Source organism: Streptomyces sp. NPDC029956, assembly GCF_055574655.1.
Window position 1 is genome coordinate 1 of record NZ_JBVHZJ010000069.1, and the last position, 21967, is coordinate 21967.

Consider the following 21967-nt stretch of genomic DNA (forward strand, 5'->3'; position numbering starts at 1 on the left):
TGGGGAGGTGGGTGCCTGCGGTTCCTCTCCCCACCACCCTCTTCTCGGGGGGGGGGGGGGGGGGGGGGGGGGGGGGGGGGGGGGGGGGCGGTTCCCCCCCCCCCCCCCCCCCCCCCGCCGCCCTCGAGCGCCTGCTGCTGCGCCGAAGGGCCGCCGGCCAGCTCCGCCTTCATCCGCTGGAGCTCCAGCTCGACGTCCGTACCGCCGGAGAGCCGGTCGAGCTCCGCCTGGATGTCGTCCTTCGCGAGCCCGGACTGGTCGTCGAGGGCACCCGAGGCGAGCAGCTCGTCGATCGCGCCGGCGCGCGCCTGGAGCTGGGCGGTCTTGTCCTCGGCCCGCTGGATCGCGAGGCCGACGTCGCTCATCTCCTCCGAGATTCCGGAGAAGGACTCGGCGATCCGGGTCTGCGCCTGGGCCGCCGTGTAGGTCGCCTTGATGGTCTCCTTCTTGGTGCGGAAGGCATCCACCTTGGCCTGAAGACGCTGGGCGGCGAGGGTGAGCTTCTCCTCCTCGCCCTGCAGCGTCTGGTGCTGCACCTCCAGGTCGCTGACCTGCTGCTGGAGCGCGGCGCGACGGGACAGCGCCTCGCGCGCCAGGTCCTCGCGGCCGAGCGCCAGCGCCTTGCGGCCCTGGTCCTCCAGCTTGGCGGACTGGCCCTGCAGCTGGTTCAGCTGGAGTTCGAGCCGCTTGCGGGAGGTGGCGACGTCGGCCACACCGCGTCGCACCTTCTGCAGCAGCTCCAGCTGCTTCTGGTAGGAGTAGTCGAGCGTCTCGCGCGGGTCCTCGGCCCGGTCAAGGGCCTTGTTCGCCTTCGCGCGGAAGATCATCCCCATACGCTTCATGACACCGCTCATGGGCTTCGCGCGCCCCCTTCTGACGGACTTCGGCTCCAGCTCTTCGACAGGGTCCACAGTACGGGCCCTGTCTCCATTACCGCACTGTTCGGAGCGGGATGCGCTCCTCCCAAAGGACGACTACGCCCGGCGTTCCCTCCCGCGCAGGGAGTAGATGGATCTAGGGGAAACCGCGCCTGTCCTGCGTACGTACCGCCCTAGACGCACTCTGTTAGCGGATCGTTCCCGCCCGGCATGGGGTTCATGCCCGCCACCCCGTACCCTTGGGTTTTGTGTTCCGTAGCCGTTCGAAGGACGAGAAGGCCCCCACCGACAAGGTGACGGCGGACCTTTCCAAGCAGCCCCGCGACCCCGAGGCCCCCAAGGGCCGCCCGACCCCGAAGCGGAGTGAGGCGCAGACCCAGCGCCGTCGCGCCGCGACGGTGCCGACCGACCGCAAGGAGGCCGCCAAGCGCCAGCGCGAGGCACGCCGCTCGGACCTGGCGCGTCAGCGCGAGGCGCTGGCCAGTGGCGACGAGCGTTACCTGCCGGCCCGCGACAAGGGTCCGGTCCGCCGCTTCGTGCGCGACTTCGTCGACTCGCGGTTCGCGATCGCCGAGTTCTTCCTCCCGATGGCCGTGGTGATCCTCGTGCTGTCGCTGTTCGGCAACGCCAACCGGTCACTGCAGAACATCTCGCTGCTCCTCTGGCTCGGTGTGATCATCCTGATCGTCATCGACTCGGTCGGCATCTGGATCCGGCTCCGGAAGCAGCTCGACAAGCGCTTCCCGAACGAGCCGAAGCGCGGCGCCATCGCCTACGGTCTGATGCGTACGCTCCAGATGCGCCGACTGCGACTGCCGAAGCCGCAGGTCAAGCGCGGAGAGCGGCCCTGAGCGCCGACAGTTCGGAGCCCGTCGAGCGCGCCTTCGGCGCCGCGACGTCGGAATCGGGCGGTCCTGTGCTGCCCGTGGTCGTGCACTGGCCCGCCGGTTCCGGCGGGCTGCGCGACACCATCCGTCAGGAGATCGTCGCCCGCCAGCTCGACGAGCAGATATCCGGCCGCTATCCCGTAGGACAGCGGCTCCGCATCCTCGACGCGGGCATGGGCCAGGGCACGCAGGCGCTGCGCCTCGCCCGCGCGGGCCACACGGTGACCGGCCTCGAAGCCGATCCCGATCTTCTGAAAGCGGCCCGTGAGTCGCTGGCGACCGAGCCCGCCGGAATCCGTGAGCGGGTCCGGCTGATCGAGGGCGACGGGCGCGAGACCGGGGTGCACTTCCTCCCCGGCAGCTTCGACGTGGTCCTCTGCCACGGTGTCCTCATGTACGCGGACGAGCCCGACGCGCTGCTCGCGGGCCTGGCCCGGATGCTCGCGCCCGGGGGGCTCCTCTCCCTGGTCGTGCGGAACGCGGAGGCCCTCTCCATGCGCCCGGGGCTCGCCGGGGACTGGTCCGGCGCGCTCACCGGCTTCGACTCGGACGTCTACACCGACGACAACGGCGTGAAGGTGCGGGCCGACCGCCTCGACGCGCTGACGGCGACGCTCGCCGGGATCGCGGCGCCGCTGCACGCCTGGTACGGGGTACGGGTCTTCACCGACAGCGTCCCGGCCGAGGCGGGTCTGCCGGCCGCCGAGGAACTCGAGCGGCTGCTCGCCGCCGAGGACCGGGCGGGGCGGACGGAGCCGTACCGACGGGTGGCGGCGCTTCTGCACCTCTGTGGAGTGCGGGGCTGACGGCAGGCCCCCCGGCCGGACCGGCGGCGGTCGCGCACCCCTGATCGGGTGCGCTCGCCGGGCCCGGCACCAGGCCGAATCGGATACTCCGGACATGGACGCAACCCGTGCCCGTGCCCGTCTCCGTACGCTCCGTACTCCTCGTCCTCTTCTGCACCTGACCGCCGCCGTGTGCGCCGTCGCGCTCCTCGGCGGCTGCTCCGGCGGCGGAGGCACGCCCGCGCCGGAACGCTCCACGCAGGCGGCGGCACCGCTCGCCGCCAACGATCTCGAGGACGACTACAAGGCCGTCATCAAGAACGTCCTGCCCTCCGTCGTACAGATCGACGCGACCGAGAGCCTCGGGTCCGGGGTCGTCTACGACAACAAGGGCCACATCGTCACCAACGCGCATGTCGTGGGCCGGGAGAAGTCCTTCAAGGTGACCGCCGCGACGGGTGGGCAGCCGGTCACCGCCCAGCTCGTCTCCTCCTACCCCGAGCAGGACCTCGCGGTGATCAAGACGGCCTCGCTGCCCCAGGGCCTGAAACCGGCCAGGTTCGGCGATTCGGCCTCCGTCGACATGGGGCAGATCGTGCTCGCGATGGGCTCGCCGCTCGGCCTGTCCGGCAGCGTGACCCAGGGCATCGTCTCGGCGACAGGCCGCACCGTCAGCGAGGGACAGACGGGCGGCGGCACCGGCGCGACCATCGCGAACATGGTCCAGACGTCGGCCGCCATCAACCCCGGCAACAGCGGGGGCGCGCTGGTGAACCTGGGCAGCGAGGTGATCGGCATCCCGACGCTCGCGGCGATCGACCCGGAGATGGGCGGCGGCTCGGCCGCCGGCATCGGCTTCGCGATCCCGGCGTCGACGGTACGGACGATCGCCGACCAGATCGTCAAGGACGGCAAGGTCACCGACTCGGGCCGGGCGGCCCTCAACATCACCGGCCGTACGGTCCTCGACGACGACTACGAGCCGGCGGGCGTCGCGGTCGTCGAGGCGCCGGCGGACGGGGCGGCGGGCCGGGCCGGGCTGAAGCCCGGGGATGTGATCACGCGGCTGGGCGACACGGACGTCACGACGATCACGTCGCTGTCGGAGGCGTTGGCTTCGCATCGGCCGGGGGACGTGGTGACGGTGACGTATGTCCGGGGGGCGGCGACGGAGAAGGCGGAGGTCACGCTGGGCGAGATGTAGACAAGGCGCCCGGGGCGGAACAGCGGGGCGGGGGGGCGGTGTCGCTGGTGGGTGCGTGTCCGTGGTGGGGGTGCGGGGACGTCGCGCCCGCACCCCCGTTCCTGGTTGCCGGGCGCTCTAGCCCTCCGCGTTCAGGGGCATCGGGCCGTAGATCTTCGTCCCGTCCTCCGACAGGGTCACCTGGTCCGCACCCCCGCCCAGCAGATCGCGCCAGTTTTCGCCGATCCAGCTTTCCGCGTCGCCCTGGGTGGTGAACTCCTCAGGCGTCACCACCGGCTCGACCTCTGTGCCGTCGGACTTCTCGAACCGCCACGTCCATGCCATGTCCGCCTCCTGGCGCTCACCGGATGATCGGTTTCCTGCCCGCAGAGTAGCCGGGCGCGCACGGCTCGCGGTGGCGCGGGAGGATCTGAGGGTGGAACTGACTCTGCTCGGCACCGGCGCCCCGCTCGGACTGCCCCGTCCCGACTGCTCCTGCGCCGTGTGCGCGCTCTCCCGTGGGCCACGGGTTCGCGCCGCGACGGCGCTGCTGGTGGACGGGGCCCTGTTGCTCGATCTGACGCCGGGGGCCGCTCTCGCCGCCGCGCGGTCCGGGCATTCACTGGTGGGCGTGCGGCAGGTGCTGCTGACCCATCCGCACGACGGGCCCGCGGTGGAGGTGCCCGCGGGGTTGCCCACTGCCGGGCGGGTGCCGGACGGACGGGAGTTGACGCTGATCTCCGGGCACCGGGTGCGGGCGGTGTCGATGGACTCCCCCGGTACCGGGTACGAGGTGACCTCGGCCGACGGCGAGACGCTGCTCTATCTGCCGCCCGGCGGGTCGCCGGCCGGGCTTCCGGAGGATCACCGGGTGCCGTACGACATGGTGGTCGCCGATGTGACGGGGCGGCCGGACGCGCTGGCCCGGCTGCGGGCGACCGGGGCCGTCGGGCCGGCGACCGATGTGGTCGCCGTCCATCTGGACCACGACGCGCCGACCGGTGCCGAGCTGGACCGGCGGCTCGCGGCGGCGGGCGCGCGGGCGGTGCCGGACGGGACGACGCTGTACGTGGGCGAGTACCACGAGGTGCCGGACGTGCCCCGGCGGACCCTGGTGACCGGCGGGGCCCGGTCGGGGAAGTCCGTGGAGGCCGAGCGGCGTCTGGAGACCTTCCCCGAGGTGCTGTACGTGGCGACGGGCGGGAGCCGGGAGGGCGATCCGGAGTGGGCGGAGCGGGTGGGCCTGCACCGGGAGCGGCGGCCGGGGTCCTGGCGTACCGCCGAGACCTGTGACCTCGTACCGCTGCTCGAAGGGGACGGGCCGGCGCTCCTCGTCGACTGTCTGTCGTTGTGGCTGACCGATGCCATGGACCGGGTGGGGGCCTGGGACGACAGGGTGTGGGCCGACGGCGGGCAGGGCGCGTTGCGCGAGCGGACGGCCGAGCTGGTGGCGGCGGTGCGGGCGACCCGTCGTACGGTCGTCGCCGTGACGAACGAGGTCGGCTCGGGCGTGGTGCCGGCGACGGCGGCGGGGCGCCGCTTCCGTGACGAGCTGGGCCGGCTGAACGCGGCCTTCGCGGACGAGTGCGAGGAGGTCCTCCTCGTGGTCGCCGGTCAGGCGCTCGTGCTGCGCGGGTAGGGTGCGAGCACCGATGGCCCTCGCTGATCCACAAGGCGGAAACCCGTGAACCTGGACGACTTCTCCGATCTGATCGAGCGCCCCGACGGGGGGATCCGGCGTGACGCCGAGGAGCGCCGTGAGCGGCTGGCCGTGCCGCCGGGTGCGCTCGGTCGGCTCGACGAGCTCGGTGAGTGGCTGTCGGCCGCGCAGGCCTCGGTCAAGGTGCGGGCGATCGAGCAGCCGAAGGTGGTGCTCTTCGCGGGCGACCACGGGGTGGCCTCGCTCGATGTGTCGGGGCGCCCCGCGGGCACCGCGCACGAGCTGGTGCGCGCGGTGCTGGACGGGGTGAGCCCGATCGCGGTTCTCGCCCGGTCGACGGAGGTGCCGGTCCGGGTCGTGGACGCGGGGCTGGACTGTGACCCGGAGCTGCTGCCCGCCGAGGTGGTGCGTCACCGGGTGCGGCGCGGCAGCGGCCGGATCGACGTCGAGAACGCGCTGACGGTCGAGGAGACCGAGGCGGCGGTCCGGCTCGGGATCGCGATCGCCGACGAGGAGGCGGACTCGGGCACCGATCTGGTGGTGCTCGGGGATCTGAGCGTCGGCGGGACGACGCCGGCCGCGACGCTGATCGCCGCGCTCTGCGGGACGGACGCCTCGGTGGTGACGGGCCGGGGCGGTGCCGGGATCGACGATCTGGCGTGGATGCGGAAGTGCGCGGCGATCCGGGACTCGCTGCGGCGGGCCCGGCCGGTCCTGGGTGATCAGCTGGAGCTGCTGGCGGCGGTCGGCGGGGCGGATCTCGCGGCGATGACCGGCTTCCTGCTGCAGGCGTCGGTGCGACGGATGCCGGTGATCCTGGACGGTGTGGTGGGAGCGGCGTGCGCGCTGGTGGCGCAGCGGGCGGCGTTCCGGGCTCCGGACTGGTGGCTCGCGGGTCAGGTGAGCGGGGAGCCGGCGCAGGCGAAGGCGCTGGACCGGATGGCGCTCAACCCTCTGCTCGACCACGGCGTCCATGTCGGTGAGGGAACCGGGGCTTTGCTCGCACTCCCCCTCGTCAAGGCCGCGGCGGCGTTCGCCGCGGAGCTGCCCGAGCGTCCGGATCCGACCACTCCGGACGACGAGGGCGCTGCGGAGGCCTGAGGTCGGGGGGACGGGAACGATCGACTCCGAGGCGGTCACGCGCGACGCGCGCGTGGCCGTCTCCGGCGTCTCCGCACCGCAAGCACTGCCCCATATGATCGCTTTTCATGGGAGAAGTCCGCTTGCCTGTCGAAGCCGCACCCCGGGGCACGACCGCCCGTTCACGGCGCAGCGCCGCGTTCGCCGTCTGGTACCTGCGCGTCGTCACGTTCATCAACTTCCTGAGTGCCGTCTGGGTCTCCTTCGGGCAGGACCTCCGCCGCCACAACGAGGACAACTACTTCACCCCGTACATGCTCACGGCGGGCTTCGCCTCGGGGGTCTTCACGCTCTTCCTGGCGATCACCATGCGACGGCGCAAGCGGGCCGCGTGGATCCTCAACATGGTGCTCGGCGGGCTCTTCCTGCTGCTGTTCGCGCTGGTGATGTTCTTCCCGGAGATCCGGCAGCACGCCCAGAACTGGATCTCGCTGGTCCTGACCGCCGCGTTCGTGCTCGCGCTGCTGCTGGGCCGCAAGGAGTTCTACGCGAAGGGCGACCGCTCCAACCCGTGGCTCGCCGCGATCGTCGCGGTCGGCGGACTGCTCGTCACCTCACTGCTCGCGGCCGTCCTGGTCACCGTCACCAACACGTCCACCGCCCACTCCACCTTCCTGGAGCGCTGGCGGTACGGAGTGATGCGGCTGATCACCCTGGCGTCGGACGACTCGCGGTTCGCCGGGATCACCACTCCCGGCTGGGTCGACGTCACCATCAACGTCCTGTCCACGCTGCTGCTGTTCGCGGTGCTCTTCGCCGCCTTCCGCTCCCGCCGGGCCACCGACCCGCTGACCGAGGAGGACGAGGAGCGACTGCGGGCCCTGCTCGACAAGCAGGGGGACCGCGACTCGCTCGGCTACTTCGCGCTGCGCCGCGAGAAGAGCGTCGTCTGGTCGCCGAGCGAGAAGGCCGCGGTCACCTACCGGGTGGTCGGCGGGGTCTCGCTCGCCTCCGGCGACCCGATCGGCGACCCCGAGGCCTGGCCCGGGGCCATCGAGCCCTGGCTGGCGGAGGCGCGCGAGCACGGCTGGATCCCGGCGGTGATGGGCGCGAGCGAGGAGGCCGGGGTCATCTACGCCCGGCACGGTCTCGACGCCCTGGAGCTGGGCGACGAGGCGATCGTGGAGACCGACGAGTTCACCCTGGACGGGCGGGCCATGCGGACGGTCCGGCAGGCCTTCAACCGGGTCAAGCGGGCCGGGTACGAGGTCCGGATCCGGCGCCACGAGGACATCCCCGCCGAGGAGATGGCCGAGCTGCTGCGGAAGGCCGACGACTGGCGGGACGGGGCGACCGAGCGCGGCTTCTCGATGGCGCTGGGCCGGCTCGGGGATCCGCGGGACGGGCGGTGCGTGATGCTGGAGTGCACTGACGGGGAAGGTGAGCTGCGGGCGGTGCTGTCCTTCGTCCCGTGGGGCCCGAAGGGGCTCTCGCTGGATCTGATGCGCCGGGACCGCGAGTCGGAGAACGGCCTGATGGAGTTCATGGTCATCGAACTCCTCCAGCGCGCCAAGGAGATCGGGATCACCCAGGTCTCGCTCAACTTCGCGATGTTCCGGTCCGTCTTCGAACGTGGCTCGAAGCTCGGGGCGGGACCCGTGCTGCGCATGTGGCGTTCACTGCTCAGCTTCTTCTCCCGCTGGTGGCAGATCGAGTCGTTGTACCGCGCCAACGCCAAGTACCGACCGATCTGGGAGCCCCGATTCATGCTCTTCGAGAAGAGTGCGGACCTGCTGCGCATCGGCCTCGCGGCCGGTCGCGCGGAGGGGTTCCTGGAGGCCCCCGGGCTGCCGAAGTGGATGCACCGCCGCCATCTGGAGAGCGGCCGTTGACCCGCGCACTCCGGGAGTTCGCCCGCCGCGAGTGGGGCCCGCTGTTCTTCACCGTACGGACGGCGCTCGTCACGAAGAGGTGGAGGGCGGTCCCGATGACGCTCGCCGCCGTCTGTCTCACCGCCCTCTTCCAGCTGGTGCAGAACCAGGACTGGGGCTATCAGCCGGTCCAGAACATCGGCTCCGTGCGGGCCGATGACCCGTTCTGGCTGGCGCTGCTCCGGACTCCGCTGTCGCTGTTCGTGCCCGCGCTCGACCTGCCCGTGTGGGGGGCTCTCGCGCAGGTCCTGCTGGTCTTCGGGATCGCCGAGATCTGCCTCGGCCGGTGGCGGACGCTCGCCGTCGCCTATCTGGCGACCCTCTGCGGGACGCTGTACGCCCGCGTGGGCATCGCCCTCGGCCCGGACAACCCGTTCGGGCTGCCCGCCACCGACGCGCAGGTTCACGACACCGGGCCCTCTGCGGCCGTGGTCGGCCTCGCCGTCTACGTCTGCTGGCGGTACGGGGCCCGGTGGACGGGCACGCTCGTGGTCGTGGCGATGGTCGTCGAGGTGATCGTCAAGCCGAACCTGGCGGGCAAGGAGCATCTCGCGGCCATCGCCGGCGTCCTCGTCCTCATGGGGATCCAGGCCTGGCGCGAGCGCGGTCAGGAGGGCGTGGAGCCCCGTCCGGGGACCCGCTCCTGGAAGCCTCCGATCAAGTCCTGAGCCCGGCGCCGGACCTTGGTCCAGCGCTTGTCGTGGCGGTACGTGCGAATCCGGGAACGGGCCCGCGCCCGGTGGCGGCGCGGATAGAAGCGCCGGGCCCACCAGGAGCCGGGGCGGGCGAGCCGGACGGCGCCGACGATCGCCACGAACGGCACCAGGGTCCCGATCACCGCCATCCGGAACTTCCCCTTCACCAGGGTGATCAGGATGAGGAGGAAGTTCAGCGCGAGGGTCAGGATGAAGGTGAACCGGTCCTGGCGTTCGTCGGCGGTCATGTCGTCGACGCCCAGCGGCGAGAAGCCGCTCAGGGTGAGCCCGACCAGAGCGGCGGTGAGGACGACCACCTCGACGCTCTTGCGGCCCTCGTCGGTCCAGTACACGTCGTCGAGATGCAGGATCAGCGCGAACTCGTCCAGGACGAGCCCCGCGCCGACCCCGAAGACGACGGCGAACACCGCGGCGCCGACCCCGTGCCGGTCGCTTCCCACCGCGCCGAAACCGCCGATGACGGTGAGGACCACGCCCGGCACGACGTGATGGATGTGGAGCCCGCCGGAGGAGACGTTCCCGAAGGGCCCCTTCCCCGCCCGGATGAGACGGACGATGGTCCTCGTGACCAGGAACGTCACGATGAAGGAGGTCAGCGCGAGAAGCATCGGGAGCTTGCCCGGCTCGACGATGTTGCGGGAGAACCAGTGACCCATGCCACCCCGTTCCGATATGCGCGGTATGCGCAATCTACCGTCCGGAGGCGGCGATTACCCTGCCCGGATGGACGGCCTGCGTTTCGCCTTCGGCACCCTCACCGTGTTCCCCGCCCGCATCACCCGCTGGGACCGGGACGCGGCGCGCGCCGGCATGCTCTGCGCCCCGCTGGCCGGTCTGGTCGTCGGGCTCTGCGCCGGCGGGCTGGGCGGCGCGTTCCTCGCGCTCGACTCGGGCCCGCTGCTCGCCGCCGTCGTCTCCACCGCGGTACCCGCCCTCCTCACCCGCGGCCTCCACCTCGACGGCCTCGCCGACACGGCCGACGGCCTCGGCAGCGCCAAGCCCGCCGAGGACGCGCTGCGCATCATGAAGCAGTCGGACGTCGGCCCGTTCGGCGTCATCGTGCTGCTGCTCGTCCTGCTCGCCCAGGTCGCCGCGCTCTTCGAGCTGTACGGGGAGAGCTGGGCGCACGGCGCGGTCGGCGCCGCCCTCGCCGCGACCGTCGCCCGCCTCGCCCTCACCCACGCCTCCCGGCAGGGCGTCCCCGCGGCCCGCCCCGAGGGCCTCGGGGCGATCGTCGCCGCGACCGTCCCGGTCCGGTCCGCGACCCTCTCGACGGCGGCCGTCCTGGTCCTCTGCGCCGCTTCCGGTCTGCTGTTCTCCCCGTACGACGCGGTCCACAACGTCCTGGCGGCGGGTGCGGCCCTGGGCGCGGCGGCGGCACTGCTGCGCCGGTGCGTACGGCGGTTCGGCGGCGTGACGGGTGACGTGTTCGGGGCGGTGGAGGAGACGGCGGCGGCGACGGCGCTGGTGGCACTCGCCCTGGGGTGACCGAGCCGTGCCTGCCACACTCCTCGCGCCCCTCGCGCCCCTCGCGCCCCTCGCGGCCCCTCGCGGCCCCTCCCGCCCCGGCGGGCTCAGCGGGCGGGCTCCGGGAGGTGCGGGAGGGTGCCCCAGGGATGCGCGCCCGCGCCGGGGACGGCGCAGTGCACCGGGGTGACCGGGCGGACGCCTGGCGGAGCCGCGTAGACGAGGTGGCAGTAGTGGGCGGCCACCGGCAGATCCAGCTTCCGGTACGTGTCCCAGGGGCCCTCGAAGGTGACGAGGAGGTCGGCGAACTCCTCGTAGCCCGGGTCCGGATGGGCGCCGTGGTTGAGCACCAGGGTCGCCGCCCCGGCGGACCGCGCCGCGACCGCGACCCGGCGGTAGTGGGCGAGGGCGTCGGGCGCGGTGGACACCTGGTCGAGGAAGGCGCCGTCGGTGCCGTACCAGTCGCGGTGGCGGAGCAGGTCGGTGACGACCTCGGCGTGCGGGCGCCGCCCGTAGGCGGTGTCCACGTAGCCGAGGAGCCGTACCCCGGCCGCCCGCAACCGGTCGGCGGCCTCCGCGAACGCCGCGTCGGGGGCCACGCCCGCGCCGCTCGCCGGGTTGACGACGACGCCGTACAGCGACGGCGCCGCGTCCACGAGGGCCGACCAGGCCTCGGGCCGGTCGGCCGGGTGCTCGTAGAACGGCACCAGGAGGAAACGATTCACGGGCCGGGTTCCTAGACGCGGTGGGCGGTCGGTCGGACCAGCAGGACGCAGGTGAGGACGGCGAGCACGGCCGCCGCTCCCCCGGCCGCCACCGGGCCCGCCGCGGGTTCCAGCGTCTGCGCCGCCGCCGCGAGCAGACAGACGGCGGCCGCGCTGAGCACCGCACCGAAGGCCTGGAGCAGCAGCCCCAGCCAGAGCACGGTCCCGATCAGGAGCAGGGTGACGAGCCGCGGCGGCGTCGGCCAGGGAGCCCCGGGCCAGGCCAGGGTCACGGCGACGGTGAGCGTGACGAGGACGCCGAGGTAGCCGCCGAGGCAGAGCACGAGGGTGCCGGTGACCGCGCGGCGGAACTCGCGTGCGGTGGCCAGGGTCCGCAGCCGGCCCAGGCTCTCGCCCCTGAAGCGGTGCAGCAGCCACTCGGCGGGCCCCATGGAGAGGGTGAGCGCGATGACGGCGCCCGCCCCGCTCACCAGGGTGTCGCCGATGCCCGCGTGGAGCACGAGCAGCCCGCTGCCGAGGCCGAAGAGGCCGTACGGCAGGGAAGCCGCGCGCGGGGGCCCGCCGCGTCCCGCCACTCCCCGCCGCGCTCCCGGCCGGAGGACGAGCCCGGCGAAGACGACGCTCGCGGTGACCGCGGTGAGGAGGAGGCCGGCGCGCAGGAGGTCGGGCAGGTCCCAGCGGAAGGCGGGGACGGCTCCGGCGAGCGGCGCCAGGGCGCAGAGCAGGGCCCGTTCACGGCCGAGCACCAGGAGCACGGTCGCGGCGGCGAGGTAGACCGACTGCCCGGCGGCGAACAGGGCCGCCGGAGTCTCGCCGGGAGCGGCCGCCGCGAGGGCGACGACCGTACCGGCGAGGGCGCCCGCCGGGGCCCCGAGGAGCAGGGCGCGGGCGGCGGCGGGCCGGTCTCCGAGACCCAGCCAGGTGTACGCGCGGTGGGCGAGGGCCTGGTTCCAGACCCAGCCGGTGACGGCGCCCGCGAGCAGCGGAACCGTTCCGCCCGGGAGCCCGAACCGGCCCTGCTCCCCCGCGAGCAGGGGCGCGGCGAGGACGTACGCGAGGCCGGGCAGCGCGAAGACGAGTCCGCGCAGGAGGCAGCCCGCGAGCCCGGTGTGCCAGGAGCCACCGGGCGGCGCCTCGGGGGCGGGGTGGCGGCGCTCCACGCGCGCGTAGAGGTCCTCGGCGAGCTCGAAGGAGTCGGCGCGGCCGTAGGTGAGCCGGATGTGGTCGTCGGTCATGCCGTCGGACTCGAGGACGGCGGCGATCTCGTCGGGGTGCACGGCGACGGCGACGAGCCCGCCGATCCGTTCGGCGAGCTCGTCGAGCGGATCCTCGGCGAGTTCGCCTCCGGCGGGGGCGGTCGGCCCCGCCGGGCGGGCGCCGGGGGCCGCGGAGCCGTCGGCCGGCGGGGGCGTGGTGCGTCCCGCGGCCCCACGGTGCTCACGGCGGGGCCGTGGGATCGCGGGGAGGGAGGTCTCCGTGGTCGGGGGCTTGAGCCAGAGCGAGCCGCTCATGCCGGGGTGCCTCCTGGTACGAGGGCCGTGGAGGCACGGCGCGGGGCGGGGATGCTCAGGCGGAGGGGCGAGGGGGTGAACGTCGGGACCGGGCGCGGCGCGGGGAGGACCCGGTCGCCCGCCAGTTCGCGGTAGATCTGGCGGAAGCCGTCCACCGAGCGGTGCAGGGTGAAGCGGTCCACCACCCGCTGCCGCGCGAGCCGGCCGAGTTCGGCGCGGCGGGCCCCGTCGCAAAGGAGTTCGGTGACGGCGGCGGCCATGACGGCCGGCTCGCGGGGCGGGACGACGATCCCGGTGTCACCGACGGCCTCCCGTACCCCGCCGACGTCGGTGGAGACGGTGGCGCGACCGCAGGACATGGCCTCGATGAGGGAGAACGGGAAGCCCTCGCTGATGGAGGAGAGCATCACCACGCTGCCGGCCGCGTAGGCGCTGGGCACGTCGGAGATCCGGCCCTCGAAGGTGATCCCGTCGGTGACGCCGAGTTCGGCGGCGAGCTTCTCCAGACGGGTGAGGTAGTCCTCGTTCCCGGCGGGGACCGGCCCGAACAACCGGAGCCTCAGCGCGGGCAGTTCGGCCCGGCAGATGGCGTACGCCCTGATCAGGGTTTCGAGGTCCTTGATGGGGTCGACGCGGCCGCACCAGCTGAGCGTGGGCGTCTCGGGTTCGGGTCCGGCCTCGGGGAAGAGGGCCGGGTCGACGCCGTTGTAGACGGTGCGGATGCGGTCGGCGGGGGCGCCGCCGCGCTCCTCCCAGCGCCGGTTGTACTGGTTGCAGGGGGTGATGAGGTCGGCCTTGCGGTAGCCGAGGGTGTTGAGCTCACGGTAGAAGCCGAGCATGAGGGCCTTGACGGGCCAGCGTTGCGCCTCGGTGCGGTAGCCGAGATAGCGCTCGCGGAGGTAGATGCCGTGTTCGGTGAGCAGGAAGGGCACCCCTTCGAAGTGCTGTGCGGCGAGCGCCGGAAGGGTCGCGAGGCCGCTGGAGACGGCGTGGGCGACGCCGTCGGTGGATATCCGGGCGGCCAGCGGCCGGAGGGCGTGTTCGAGCAGGTCGGTGGCGGTGAGCGCGTCGTGGACGGTGGGCCGGGCCGCGAGCGTCGGCAGATGCGGCATGGTCCAGATCCACATCAGGGAGCGCAGGGCGGCCTCGGAGCGCAGGGCGTGGGTCAGGCGGCCCTGCCGCGCGAGTTCGGCGAGTCGGTACAGGCTGGTGCCGAAGTCGTAGCCCGCCTCCGGGTCGAGGAGGGCGAGGAGCAGGCGCTCGTAGGTGTCGAGGAAGCGGCGCCGCTCGCGCCCCCGCAGGGGCCGGCGCGCTCCGGCGAACAGGCCGGGCGCGGTCGGCCCCTGCGGGAGTCCCCACAGGGGGTAGGCGGTGTGCCGGGTGACGTTGGACGGCAGCTCCCAGGTGACGGGTTCGCGGCCGCTGCCCGTGAGGGCGAGGATCTCGAAGTCGACCTCGGGCATGCCGCGGACGAGCTGGTCGCACCAGGTGCTGACGCCGCCGTGGACATGCGGATAGGTGCCTTCGGTGAGCATGGTGACATGACGGCCACTGCTCGGCATGTGCGGTTCCCCCCAGAACGTGCTGGTCAGGCGGTCGGGAGCGTGAGTGTGACGCTGGTCTGGAGCAGTTCGGGCGCGGTCCAGGCGGAGCGGGTCCCGGCGTACGGCGCGCCGAAGACGGCGGTGCCGAGGACGAGGCGCTTGCGGGTGCCCTCGGGGGCGGTGACGGGCACGGTGAGACCGGCCGGGGCCTTGACGGTGACCGCGGTGCCGATGCGGTAGGCGGTGACCTTTCCGGCGGCGAGGGCCTGGTCCCAGGCGGCGCGGCGGGTCAGTTCGATGCCGACGTCCCGCTGGGCCGGGTTCACCAGGGGCGCGCTCGGCGCGAACAGGCCCCGGTAGTCGGCGAGTACCCGGTCGAGGACGGGGTAGAGCAGGCGCTCCTCGGCGAGGTTCGACTGGTGCACGTAGTGCGGCCGGGGGTCGTTGCCGAGGACGTGGGAGAGGGCGGTGCGGGCTTCCTGCGGCACGATGTGGTCGGCGTAGCCGGTGGCCGTGGGGAGCGGGGCGGGCAGGCAGGTGGAGGCCGGGTTGGACTCGCAGATGCCGCTGCCGCCGTCGGCGCGGGAGGTGTAGATCCAGTTGTACTCGTCGGCCATCTCGGCGGCGGTGCCCACGTTGTAGTACACGTTCATGGGGTGGCGGGGCACGGTCTTCGCGGCGCCGGACGCGGTCCCGATCGAACGCTGCTGCGGCTCGCGGGAGTTGTCGCTGCCGGTCCACCTGACCCCGTTGTCGGCGAGGGCGCCGGCCAGGTTCGGGTTGTCGACGGGCTGCTGGGGCAGGGTCCTGAGGCCGGAGTGCTCGCCGGTGACGAGTTCGGAGCGGTCGACGGAGATGCCCTTGCGGACGGCCCAGTTGTGGTTGTCGCGGATCTGGGCGGACAGCTCGGCGCGGCTGACCCAGAGGGTGTTGCCCTTGGTGTCCTTGGCGCACTGCCAGGGGACGACGGCGTTGTCCTGGACGCAGCCGAGGAAGGGATGGGTGTACGTGTGGTTGATCCACCGGTACTGGGCGCGGTCGGCGACGAGCCGGTCGGTGAGCGGGTCGGAGCCGGCGTGCTCGGTCTTCCACTGCTCGCCCTGGCCGCCGTTGTAGACCATGTCGAGGGTGAATCCGGAGGACTTCTGCCAGGCGGCGGCGTACTGGGCGTCGGCGACCGTCATGCGGATCGGGGATACGCCCTCGCTGTCGTCGCCGACGCAGTCGAAGTCGCCGGGCGTGCAGTTGAGTCCGCTGTCCCAGCGGGCGTCGGGGGCGAAGACGTCGTCGACGTGGACCGAGAGGTAGTTGCGGCTCTGGCCGAGGTGGACGCCCTGGGTGAGCCATTCGACGATGCCGCGGGCGAGGGCCCGGAACTGCCGCTGGTACTGGTTGTAGGCGAAGGTGACGACCAGTTCGCGGCGCCCGTCGGCGGTGTACTCGCCGACGAGGCTGGCCCGGCCGCCGCCGTCGACCGGTACGTCGACGTAGCTGGTGTAGCCGGCCCGGGGGCGGCCCGCGTAGCCGTAGCTCTCGGCGATCGAGGGATCGTTGTCCTCGAAGGTGAGTGCCCCTGCCAGGTACTGGAAGGGGCCGGTCCTCCCGGCGGCGGTGATGCCGGCGGTGGTCCCGTCGAGGACGCCGGACCAGCCGCCCTCGTTGGTGTAGTCGAGGCCGACGCCGGGGTGCGACCAGGTGTAGGCGTCGACCTGCGGGATCCCGAAGGTCCGTTCGTACGCCTGGAGGGCGGTGTGCTCGGCGGAGTCGGGGCCGAAGGCGCTCTCGTGGGGCAGGACGACGCCCTGGTACCTGGCGCGGGGACGGCCGTCGAGCGTGTCGCTGAGGAAGGCCGCGTCGAGGACCGGCCGGTTCGGGTCGTTCAGGTCGATCCTGCGGTACGGGACGCCGGAGCCCTTCAGCTCGGCGGTGATCGCCCCGACCGCGCTGCCGCCGTCGTCCACGACCAGGACGGTGAGGTCGATCCGGGGCACGACGGCCGCGGGGGCCCCGACGGCCTGCGCGGACGGGACGACGGTGGCGAGCAGCGCGGCGGCGGCGAGGGCCGCGACGCGGGCGGTGCGGGGCGCGGTGCGGGCACCGCCGCGGGCGCGGGGCGCGCTTCTGGGCGTACGGATTCGGCCGGAGTCCATCAGGTGGTGTCCCCCCTCGACAGGTCCCCGCGCACCGGGGGCCGGGGCGGCGAACCTGCGGAGATGTTGCAGATGATGCGAAGACGAGCGGGTCGTCCTTGCGTGGCTGAGGCGAGTGTGGACGAGCGCTCCGAGCCTGAACGGTAAACATGAAAGAGACACCACGGATGAGTGAATCAGCGCCGCCGTGAGCGAACCGGATGAGCGAGCGTAGGCTCGTTCTCGGCGCTCTCCGGGCCGAAATACGATGCGGCGGGCACGGTCGGCCCATCCCACGACCGCCACAGAACTCAATGGAAGCGAGATTTCACCACCGTGACTGCTCTCACTCTCAGCACTGCCGGCGCAGCGACGCTCCGCGCCGACGCCCTCGTCATCGGCGTCGCGAAGTCCGGGAAGACGCTCGTCGTCGCCCCGGGCGCCGAGGCCGTCGACAAGGCCTTCGACGGTCGGCTCGCCGCCGTCCTGGAGACGCTGGGTGCCTCGGGTGCCGAGGGTGAGGCGACCAAGCTGCCCGCCCCCGCCGGCCTCAAGGCCCCCGTCGTCCTGGCCGTCGGCCTGGGCTCCGCCCCCGAGGACGGCGCGGCCTACGGCGCGGAGACCCTCCGTCGGGCCGCCGGTGTCGCCGCCCGCACCCTGACCGGCTCGAAGAAGGCCGCGTTCGCGCTGCCGATCGACGACGCCGAGGACGCCGCCGCCATCGCGGAGGGCGCCCTGCTCGGCGCGTACGCCTTCGACCAGTACCGGACGTCGGGGGACGGCAAGGACGCGAAGAAGCCGCTGGGCGAGGTCGCCCTGCTCGGCGCCAAGCCGCGCGACAAGGCCCACAAGGCCGCCGCCGAGCGCGCCCAGGCCGTCGCCGAGGAGATCAACCGCGCCCGCGACCTGATCAACATGCCGCCGAACGACCTGACCCCGGCCACCTTCGCCGCCGCCGCCCAGGCCGCCGGCAAGGAGCACGGCCTCAAGGTCCAGGTCCTCGACGAGAAGGCGCTCGCCAAGGGCGGCTTCGGCGGCATCCTCGGTGTCGGCGTCGGCTCGCAGAACCCGCCGCGCCTGGTCCGCATCGGCTACACCCACCCGAAGGCGGAGAAGACCCTCGCCCTGGTCGGCAAGGGCATCACCTACGACTCGGGCGGCATCTCGCTGAAGCCGGCCGGCCACAACGAGACGATGAAGTGCGACATGAGCGGTGCCGCCGCCGTGTTCTCCACCGTCGTCGCCGCGGCCCGCCTCGGCCTCGAGGTCAACGTCACCGGCTGGCTCGCCCTGGCGGAGAACATGCCGTCCGGCTCCGCCACCCGCCCGGGTGACGTGCTGCGCATGTACAGCGGCAAGACCGTCGAGGTCCTGAACACCGACGCCGAGGGCAGGCTCGTCCTCGCCGACGCGCTGACCAGGGCCTCCGAGGAGCACCCGGACGCGATCGTCGACGTGGCGACCCTGACCGGCGCGATGGTCCTGGCCCTGGGCAACCGCACCTTCGGCATCATGGCCAACGACGACGACTACCGCTCCGCGATCCACGAGATCGCGGAGGAGGTCGGCGAGGCGTCCTGGCCGATGCCGCTCCCCGCGGACCTGCGCAAGGGCATGGACTCCCCCACCGCCGACATCGCCAACATGGGTGAGCGGATGGGCGGCGGCCTGGTCGCCGGTCTCTTCCTCCAGGAGTTCGTGGGCGAGGGCATCACCTGGGCCCACCTGGACATCGCGGGCCCGGCCTTCCACGAGGGCGCCCCGTACGGCTACACCCCCAAGGGCGGCACCGGCTCCTCGGTCCGCACCCTGGTGCGGCTGGCCGAGCTGACGGCGGCCGGCGAGGTCTGAGCAGCCGTGTGACGGAGACGGCCCCGGGCTGCGTGCCCGGGGCCGTCGCTGTTCGCCCGCGACGAAATCCGTAGGTTCGTACGCTCTGGTCCACCCGCCGTACGGACGATCGGCCGTCTCAGAGCACGGCCCCGCGTCCCGCCTTCCGTCAACAAGTGCGAAGATGGGTTCTCGGCAGGACAGGGCCCCCACCACAGGGCCGAAAATAAGCGGCCGCACACCAGCCGACCGACCGGTCCTCACCCGAAAGGGGAACGAGAGGACCGGCGACGAGCGCACATGCATGGAGGACGTGACGTGGCGAACGACGCCAGCACCGTTTTCGACCTAGTGATCCTCGGCGGCGGTAGCGGCGGTTACGCCGCGGCGCTGCGCGGAGCGCAGCTGGGCCTGGACGTCGCACTGATCGAGAAGAACAAGCTCGGCGGCACCTGCCTGCACAACGGCTGCATCCCGACGAAGGCCCTGCTCCACGCCGGCGAGGTCGCCGACCAGACCCGCGAGGCGGAGCAGTTCGGTGTCAAGGCCTCCTTCGAGGGCATCGACATCAAGGCCGTGCACAAGTACAAGGACGACGTGATCTCGGGCCTGTACAAGGGTCTGCAGGGTCTCGTCGCCTCCCGCAAGGTGACCTACATCGAGGGCACCGGCCACCTGTCCTCCCCGACCTCCGTCGACGTCGACGGTCGTCGTGTCGAGGGCCGTCACGTCCTCCTGGCCACCGGCTCCGTGCCGAAGTCCCTCCCGGGCCTGGAGATCGACGGCAACCGGATCATCTCCTCGGACCACGCGCTGACCCTGGACCGCGTCCCGGAGTCCGCGATCATCCTGGGCGGCGGCGTCATCGGCGTCGAGTTCGCCTCCGCGTGGAAGTCCTTCGGCACCGACGTCACGGTGATCGAGGGCCTGAAGCACCTGGTCCCCGTCGAGGACGAGAACAGCTCGAAGCTTCTTGAGCGCGCGTTCCGCAAGCGCGGCATCAAGTTCAACCTCGGCACCTTCTTCCAGTCCGCCGAGTACACCGACAACGGCGTCAAGGTCACCCTGGCCGACGGCAAGACCTTCGAGGCCGAGGTGCTGCTGGTCGCCATCGGCCGCGGCCCGGTCTCCGCCGGTCTCGGTTACGAGGAGCAGGGCGTCGCGATGGACCGCGGCTACGTCCTGGTCGACGAGTACATGCGTACCAACGTGCCGACGATCTCGGCCGTGGGCGACCTCGTCCCGACGCTCCAGCTCGCGCACGTCGGCTTCGCCGAGGGCATCCTCGTCGCGGAGCGCCTGGCCGGCCTCAAGGCCGTCCCGATCGACTACGACGGCGTGCCCCGGGTGACGTACTGCCACCCCGAGGTCGCCTCCGTCGGCATCACCGAGGCCAAGGCCAAGGAGATCTACGGCGCGGACAAGGTCGTCGCCCTCAAGTACAACCTGGCGGGCAACGGCAAGAGCAAGATCCTCAAGACCGCGGGCGAGATCAAGCTCGTCCAGGTCAAGGACGGTGCCGTGGTCGGCGTCCACATGGTCGGTGACCGCATGGGCGAGCAGGTCGGCGAAGCGCAGCTGATCTACAACTGGGAGGCGCTGCCGGCCGAGGTCGCGCAGCTCATCCACGCCCACCCGACGCAGAACGAGGCGCTCGGCGAGGCCCACCTGGCCCTGGCCGGCAAGCCTCTGCACTCCCACGACTGACGCTCACGTCATCACAGGGCGCGACGACCACTTCCCGCAATTCGTTAGGAGCAACTGAAACCATGTCGGTTTCCGTAACCCTGCCGGCGCTCGGCGAGAGCGTCACCGAGGGCACCGTCACCCGCTGGCTCAAGGCCGAGGGTGAGCGTGTCGAGGCCGACGAGCCGCTGCTCGAGGTCTCGACCGACAAGGTCGACACCGAGATCCCCGCCCCCGCCTCGGGCATCCTGGCCTCCATCAAGGTCGCCGAGGACGAGACGGTCGAGGTCGGCGCCGAGCTGGCCATCATCGACGACGGCACGGGCGCCCCGGCCGCCGCTGCAGCTCCGGCCGCCGAGCCCGCCGAGGCCCCGGCCGCCCCGGCGCCGGTCGCCGAGGCTCCGGCCGCCCCGGCCCCCGCGGCCGAGGCTCCCGCCGCCCCGGCCGCCCCGGCCGGCGGTGCCTCCGGCACCGACGTCGTGCTGCCCGCGCTCGGCGAGTCGGTCACCGAGGGCACCGTGACCCGCTGGCTGAAGTCGGTCGGCGAGACCGTCGAGGCCGACGAGCCGCTGCTCGAGGTCTCCACGGACAAGGTCGACACCGAGATCCCGGCCCCGGTCTCGGGTGTCCTCCTGGAGATCGTCGTCGCCGAGGACGAGTCCGCCGAGGTCGGCGCCAAGCTCGCCGTCATCGGTGCCGCGGGTGCCGCTCCGGCCGCCGCCCCGGCTCCGGCCGCCCCGGCGCCTGCTCCGGCTCCGGCCGCCCCGGCCGCCCCGGCCCCGGCCCCCGAGCCGGCCGCCCCGGTCGCTGCCCCGGCCCCGGTCGCCCAGGCCCCGTCGATCGCCCCGGCGGTCGTCACCCCGGTCCCGGCGACGCCCGCGGCCGCTCCGGCCGCTCCCTCGGAGGACGGCGCGTACGTGACCCCGCTGGTCCGCAAGCTCGCCACCGAGAACGGTGTCGACCTCGCGGCCGTCAAGGGTTCGGGCGTCGGCGGCCGCATCCGCAAGCAGGACGTCCTCGCGGCCGCCGAGGCGAAGAAGGCCGCCCAGGCCCCCGTCGCCGCCGCCCCCGCGGCCGCGCCGAAGGCCCCGGCCCTCGAGGTGTCCCCGCTGCGCGGTCAGACCGTCAAGATGACCCGCATGCGCAAGGTCATCGGCGACAACATGATGAAGGCGCTGCACGGCCAGGCCCAGCTGACCTCGGTCGTCGAGGTCGACATCACCAAGCTGATGAAGCTGCGCACCCGTGCCAAGGACGCCTTCGCCGCCCGTGAGGGCGTCAAGCTCTCCCCGATGCCGTTCTTCGTGAAGGCGGCGGCCCAGGCGCTGAAGGCCCACCCGGTCATCAACGCCCGGATCAACGAGGACGAGGGCACGATCACCTACTTCGACACCGAGAACATCGGTATCGCGGTGGACTCCGAGAAGGGTCTGATGACCCCGGTCATCAAGGGTGCGGGCGACCTCAACATCGCCGGTATCTCCAAGAAGACCGCGGAGCTGGCCGGCGCCGTGCGCGCCAGCAAGATCACCCCGGACGACCTGGCCGGTGCGACCTTCACCATCTCCAACACCGGTTCGCGCGGCGCGCTCTTCGACACGATCATCGTGCCCCCGAACCAGGTCGCCATCCTGGGCATCGGCGCCACCGTGCGCCGTCCGGTCGTCATCAACCACCCGGACCTGGGTGAGACGATCGCGATCCGCGACATGACGTACGTCGCGCTGTCCTACGACCACCGTCTGGTGGACGGCGCCGACGCCGCCCGCTACCTGACCTCGGTCAAGGCGATCCTGGAGGCCGGCGAGTTCGAGGTCGACCTCGGTCTGTAAGCCGTACGCCGAAAGGCATACGCCGAGGCAACGTAACGAGCCTCACCTGCGGGGGGGGGGGGGGGGGGGGGGGGGGGGGGGGGGGGGGGGGGAGGGGTGGGGGTGGGGGGGAGGGTCCATCGA

The 21967-nt window shown here is 72.7% G+C and carries 18 protein-coding genes; 11 read left to right on the forward strand and 7 right to left on the reverse strand.

Features of this window, described 5'->3' with window-relative positions; all coding sequences use genetic code 11:
* Window positions 1–854: PspA/IM30 family protein (locus ACZ4XX_RS35250; protein ID WP_468511930.1), on the reverse strand; the 854-nt coding region annotated here is incomplete at its 3' end.
* Between the two features lie 272 nt (window positions 855–1126).
* Between ACZ4XX_RS35250 and ACZ4XX_RS35255 the strand changes: the two genes are divergently transcribed.
* From ACZ4XX_RS35255 to ACZ4XX_RS35265, 3 genes are all read left to right on the forward strand, one after another.
* Window positions 1127–1729, forward strand: a complete 603-nt coding sequence (locus ACZ4XX_RS35255) for a DUF3043 domain-containing protein (protein ID WP_468511931.1) — start codon at window positions 1127–1129, stop codon at window positions 1727–1729.
* A gap of 65 nt (window positions 1730–1794) precedes the next feature.
* Complete coding sequence (locus ACZ4XX_RS35260) at window positions 1795–2571, forward strand: class I SAM-dependent methyltransferase (RefSeq protein ID WP_468511932.1); 777 nt, start codon at window positions 1795–1797, stop codon at window positions 2569–2571.
* Window positions 2572–2665: 94 nt separating this feature from the next.
* Window positions 2666–3754, forward strand: coding sequence for a S1C family serine protease (locus ACZ4XX_RS35265; RefSeq protein WP_468511933.1), 1089 nt, complete (start codon window positions 2666–2668; stop codon window positions 3752–3754).
* A 117-nt stretch (window positions 3755–3871) separates the two neighbouring features.
* Here ACZ4XX_RS35265 and ACZ4XX_RS35270 read toward each other — a convergent pair whose 3' ends face one another.
* A complete protein-coding gene (locus ACZ4XX_RS35270) occupies window positions 3872–4078 on the reverse strand; it encodes a hypothetical protein (protein ID WP_030314349.1) in 207 nt (68 codons plus the stop codon).
* A gap of 91 nt (window positions 4079–4169) precedes the next feature.
* Here ACZ4XX_RS35270 and ACZ4XX_RS35275 point away from each other — a divergent pair, with 91 nt between their 5' ends.
* The 4 genes from ACZ4XX_RS35275 (at window position 4170) to ACZ4XX_RS35290 (ending at window position 9072) form a co-directional block, all read left to right on the forward strand.
* Window positions 4170–5372 (forward strand): bifunctional adenosylcobinamide kinase/adenosylcobinamide-phosphate guanylyltransferase, encoded by a 1203-nt coding sequence (locus ACZ4XX_RS35275; protein ID WP_468511934.1) that lies wholly within the window; start codon window positions 4170–4172, stop codon window positions 5370–5372.
* A gap of 45 nt (window positions 5373–5417) precedes the next feature.
* Window positions 5418–6494 (forward strand): nicotinate-nucleotide--dimethylbenzimidazole phosphoribosyltransferase, encoded by a 1077-nt coding sequence (gene cobT / locus ACZ4XX_RS35280; RefSeq protein WP_468511935.1) that lies wholly within the window; start codon window positions 5418–5420, stop codon window positions 6492–6494.
* Window positions 6495–6601: 107 nt separating this feature from the next.
* Window positions 6602–8365, forward strand: coding sequence for a phosphatidylglycerol lysyltransferase domain-containing protein (locus tag ACZ4XX_RS35285; RefSeq protein WP_468511936.1), 1764 nt, complete (start codon window positions 6602–6604; stop codon window positions 8363–8365).
* Window positions 8362–9072, forward strand: a complete 711-nt coding sequence (locus ACZ4XX_RS35290) for a hypothetical protein (protein ID WP_468511937.1) — start codon at window positions 8362–8364, stop codon at window positions 9070–9072. The genes ACZ4XX_RS35285 and ACZ4XX_RS35290 overlap by 4 nt, the downstream gene beginning before the upstream one ends.
* On the opposite strand, the gene ACZ4XX_RS35295 is transcribed toward ACZ4XX_RS35290, so the two are convergent.
* A complete protein-coding gene (locus ACZ4XX_RS35295; protein WP_468511938.1) occupies window positions 9012–9776 on the reverse strand; it encodes a hypothetical protein in 765 nt (254 codons plus the stop codon). The two genes, ACZ4XX_RS35290 and ACZ4XX_RS35295, sit on opposite strands and share 61 nt — an antisense overlap.
* 67 nt (window positions 9777–9843) lie before the next feature.
* On the opposite strand from ACZ4XX_RS35295, the gene ACZ4XX_RS35300 reads away from it, so the two are divergent.
* Window positions 9844–10608 carry an adenosylcobinamide-GDP ribazoletransferase gene (locus tag ACZ4XX_RS35300; RefSeq protein WP_468511939.1) on the forward strand — a complete coding sequence of 255 codons (765 nt, stop codon included), beginning with the start codon at window positions 9844–9846 and terminating at the stop codon, window positions 10606–10608.
* Window positions 10609–10694: 86 nt separating this feature from the next.
* Here the strand turns inward: ACZ4XX_RS35300 and ACZ4XX_RS35305 are convergent, their stop codons facing one another.
* Genes ACZ4XX_RS35305 through ACZ4XX_RS35320 form a run of 4 tightly spaced genes read right to left on the reverse strand, consistent with a single transcriptional unit; the run spans window position 10695 to window position 16517 of the window.
* Complete coding sequence (locus tag ACZ4XX_RS35305) at window positions 10695–11312, reverse strand: spherulation-specific family 4 protein (RefSeq protein WP_468511940.1); 618 nt, start codon at window positions 11310–11312, stop codon at window positions 10695–10697.
* Window positions 11313–11323: 11 nt separating this feature from the next.
* Window positions 11324–12823, reverse strand: coding sequence for a hypothetical protein (locus ACZ4XX_RS35310; protein ID WP_468511941.1), 1500 nt, complete (start codon window positions 12821–12823; stop codon window positions 11324–11326).
* Entirely contained in the window at window positions 12820–14385 is a 1566-nt protein-coding gene (gene pelF, locus ACZ4XX_RS35315) for a GT4 family glycosyltransferase PelF (RefSeq protein WP_468511942.1), read from the reverse strand. Before pelF ends, ACZ4XX_RS35310 begins: the two co-directional genes overlap by 4 nt.
* Before the next feature lie 26 nt (window positions 14386–14411).
* Window positions 14412–16517 (reverse strand): hypothetical protein, encoded by a 2106-nt coding sequence (locus ACZ4XX_RS35320; RefSeq protein WP_468511943.1) that lies wholly within the window; start codon window positions 16515–16517, stop codon window positions 14412–14414.
* A gap of 315 nt (window positions 16518–16832) precedes the next feature.
* Between ACZ4XX_RS35320 and ACZ4XX_RS35325 the strand changes: the two genes are divergently transcribed.
* The 3 genes from ACZ4XX_RS35325 (at window position 16833) to sucB (ending at window position 21844) form a co-directional block, all read left to right on the forward strand.
* The gene (locus tag ACZ4XX_RS35325) at window positions 16833–18347 is read left to right on the forward strand and encodes a leucyl aminopeptidase (RefSeq protein ID WP_468511944.1); all 1515 of its coding nucleotides are present in this window, start codon (window positions 16833–16835) and stop codon (window positions 18345–18347) included.
* A 297-nt stretch (window positions 18348–18644) separates the two neighbouring features.
* Window positions 18645–20033, forward strand: a complete 1389-nt coding sequence (gene lpdA / locus ACZ4XX_RS35330; RefSeq protein ID WP_073919526.1) for a dihydrolipoyl dehydrogenase — start codon at window positions 18645–18647, stop codon at window positions 20031–20033.
* Between the two features lie 62 nt (window positions 20034–20095).
* Window positions 20096–21844 carry a 2-oxoglutarate dehydrogenase, E2 component, dihydrolipoamide succinyltransferase gene (gene sucB, locus ACZ4XX_RS35335; RefSeq protein ID WP_468511945.1) on the forward strand — a complete coding sequence of 583 codons (1749 nt, stop codon included), beginning with the start codon at window positions 20096–20098 and terminating at the stop codon, window positions 21842–21844.
* The last annotated feature ends 123 nt before the right edge of the window (window positions 21845–21967 follow it).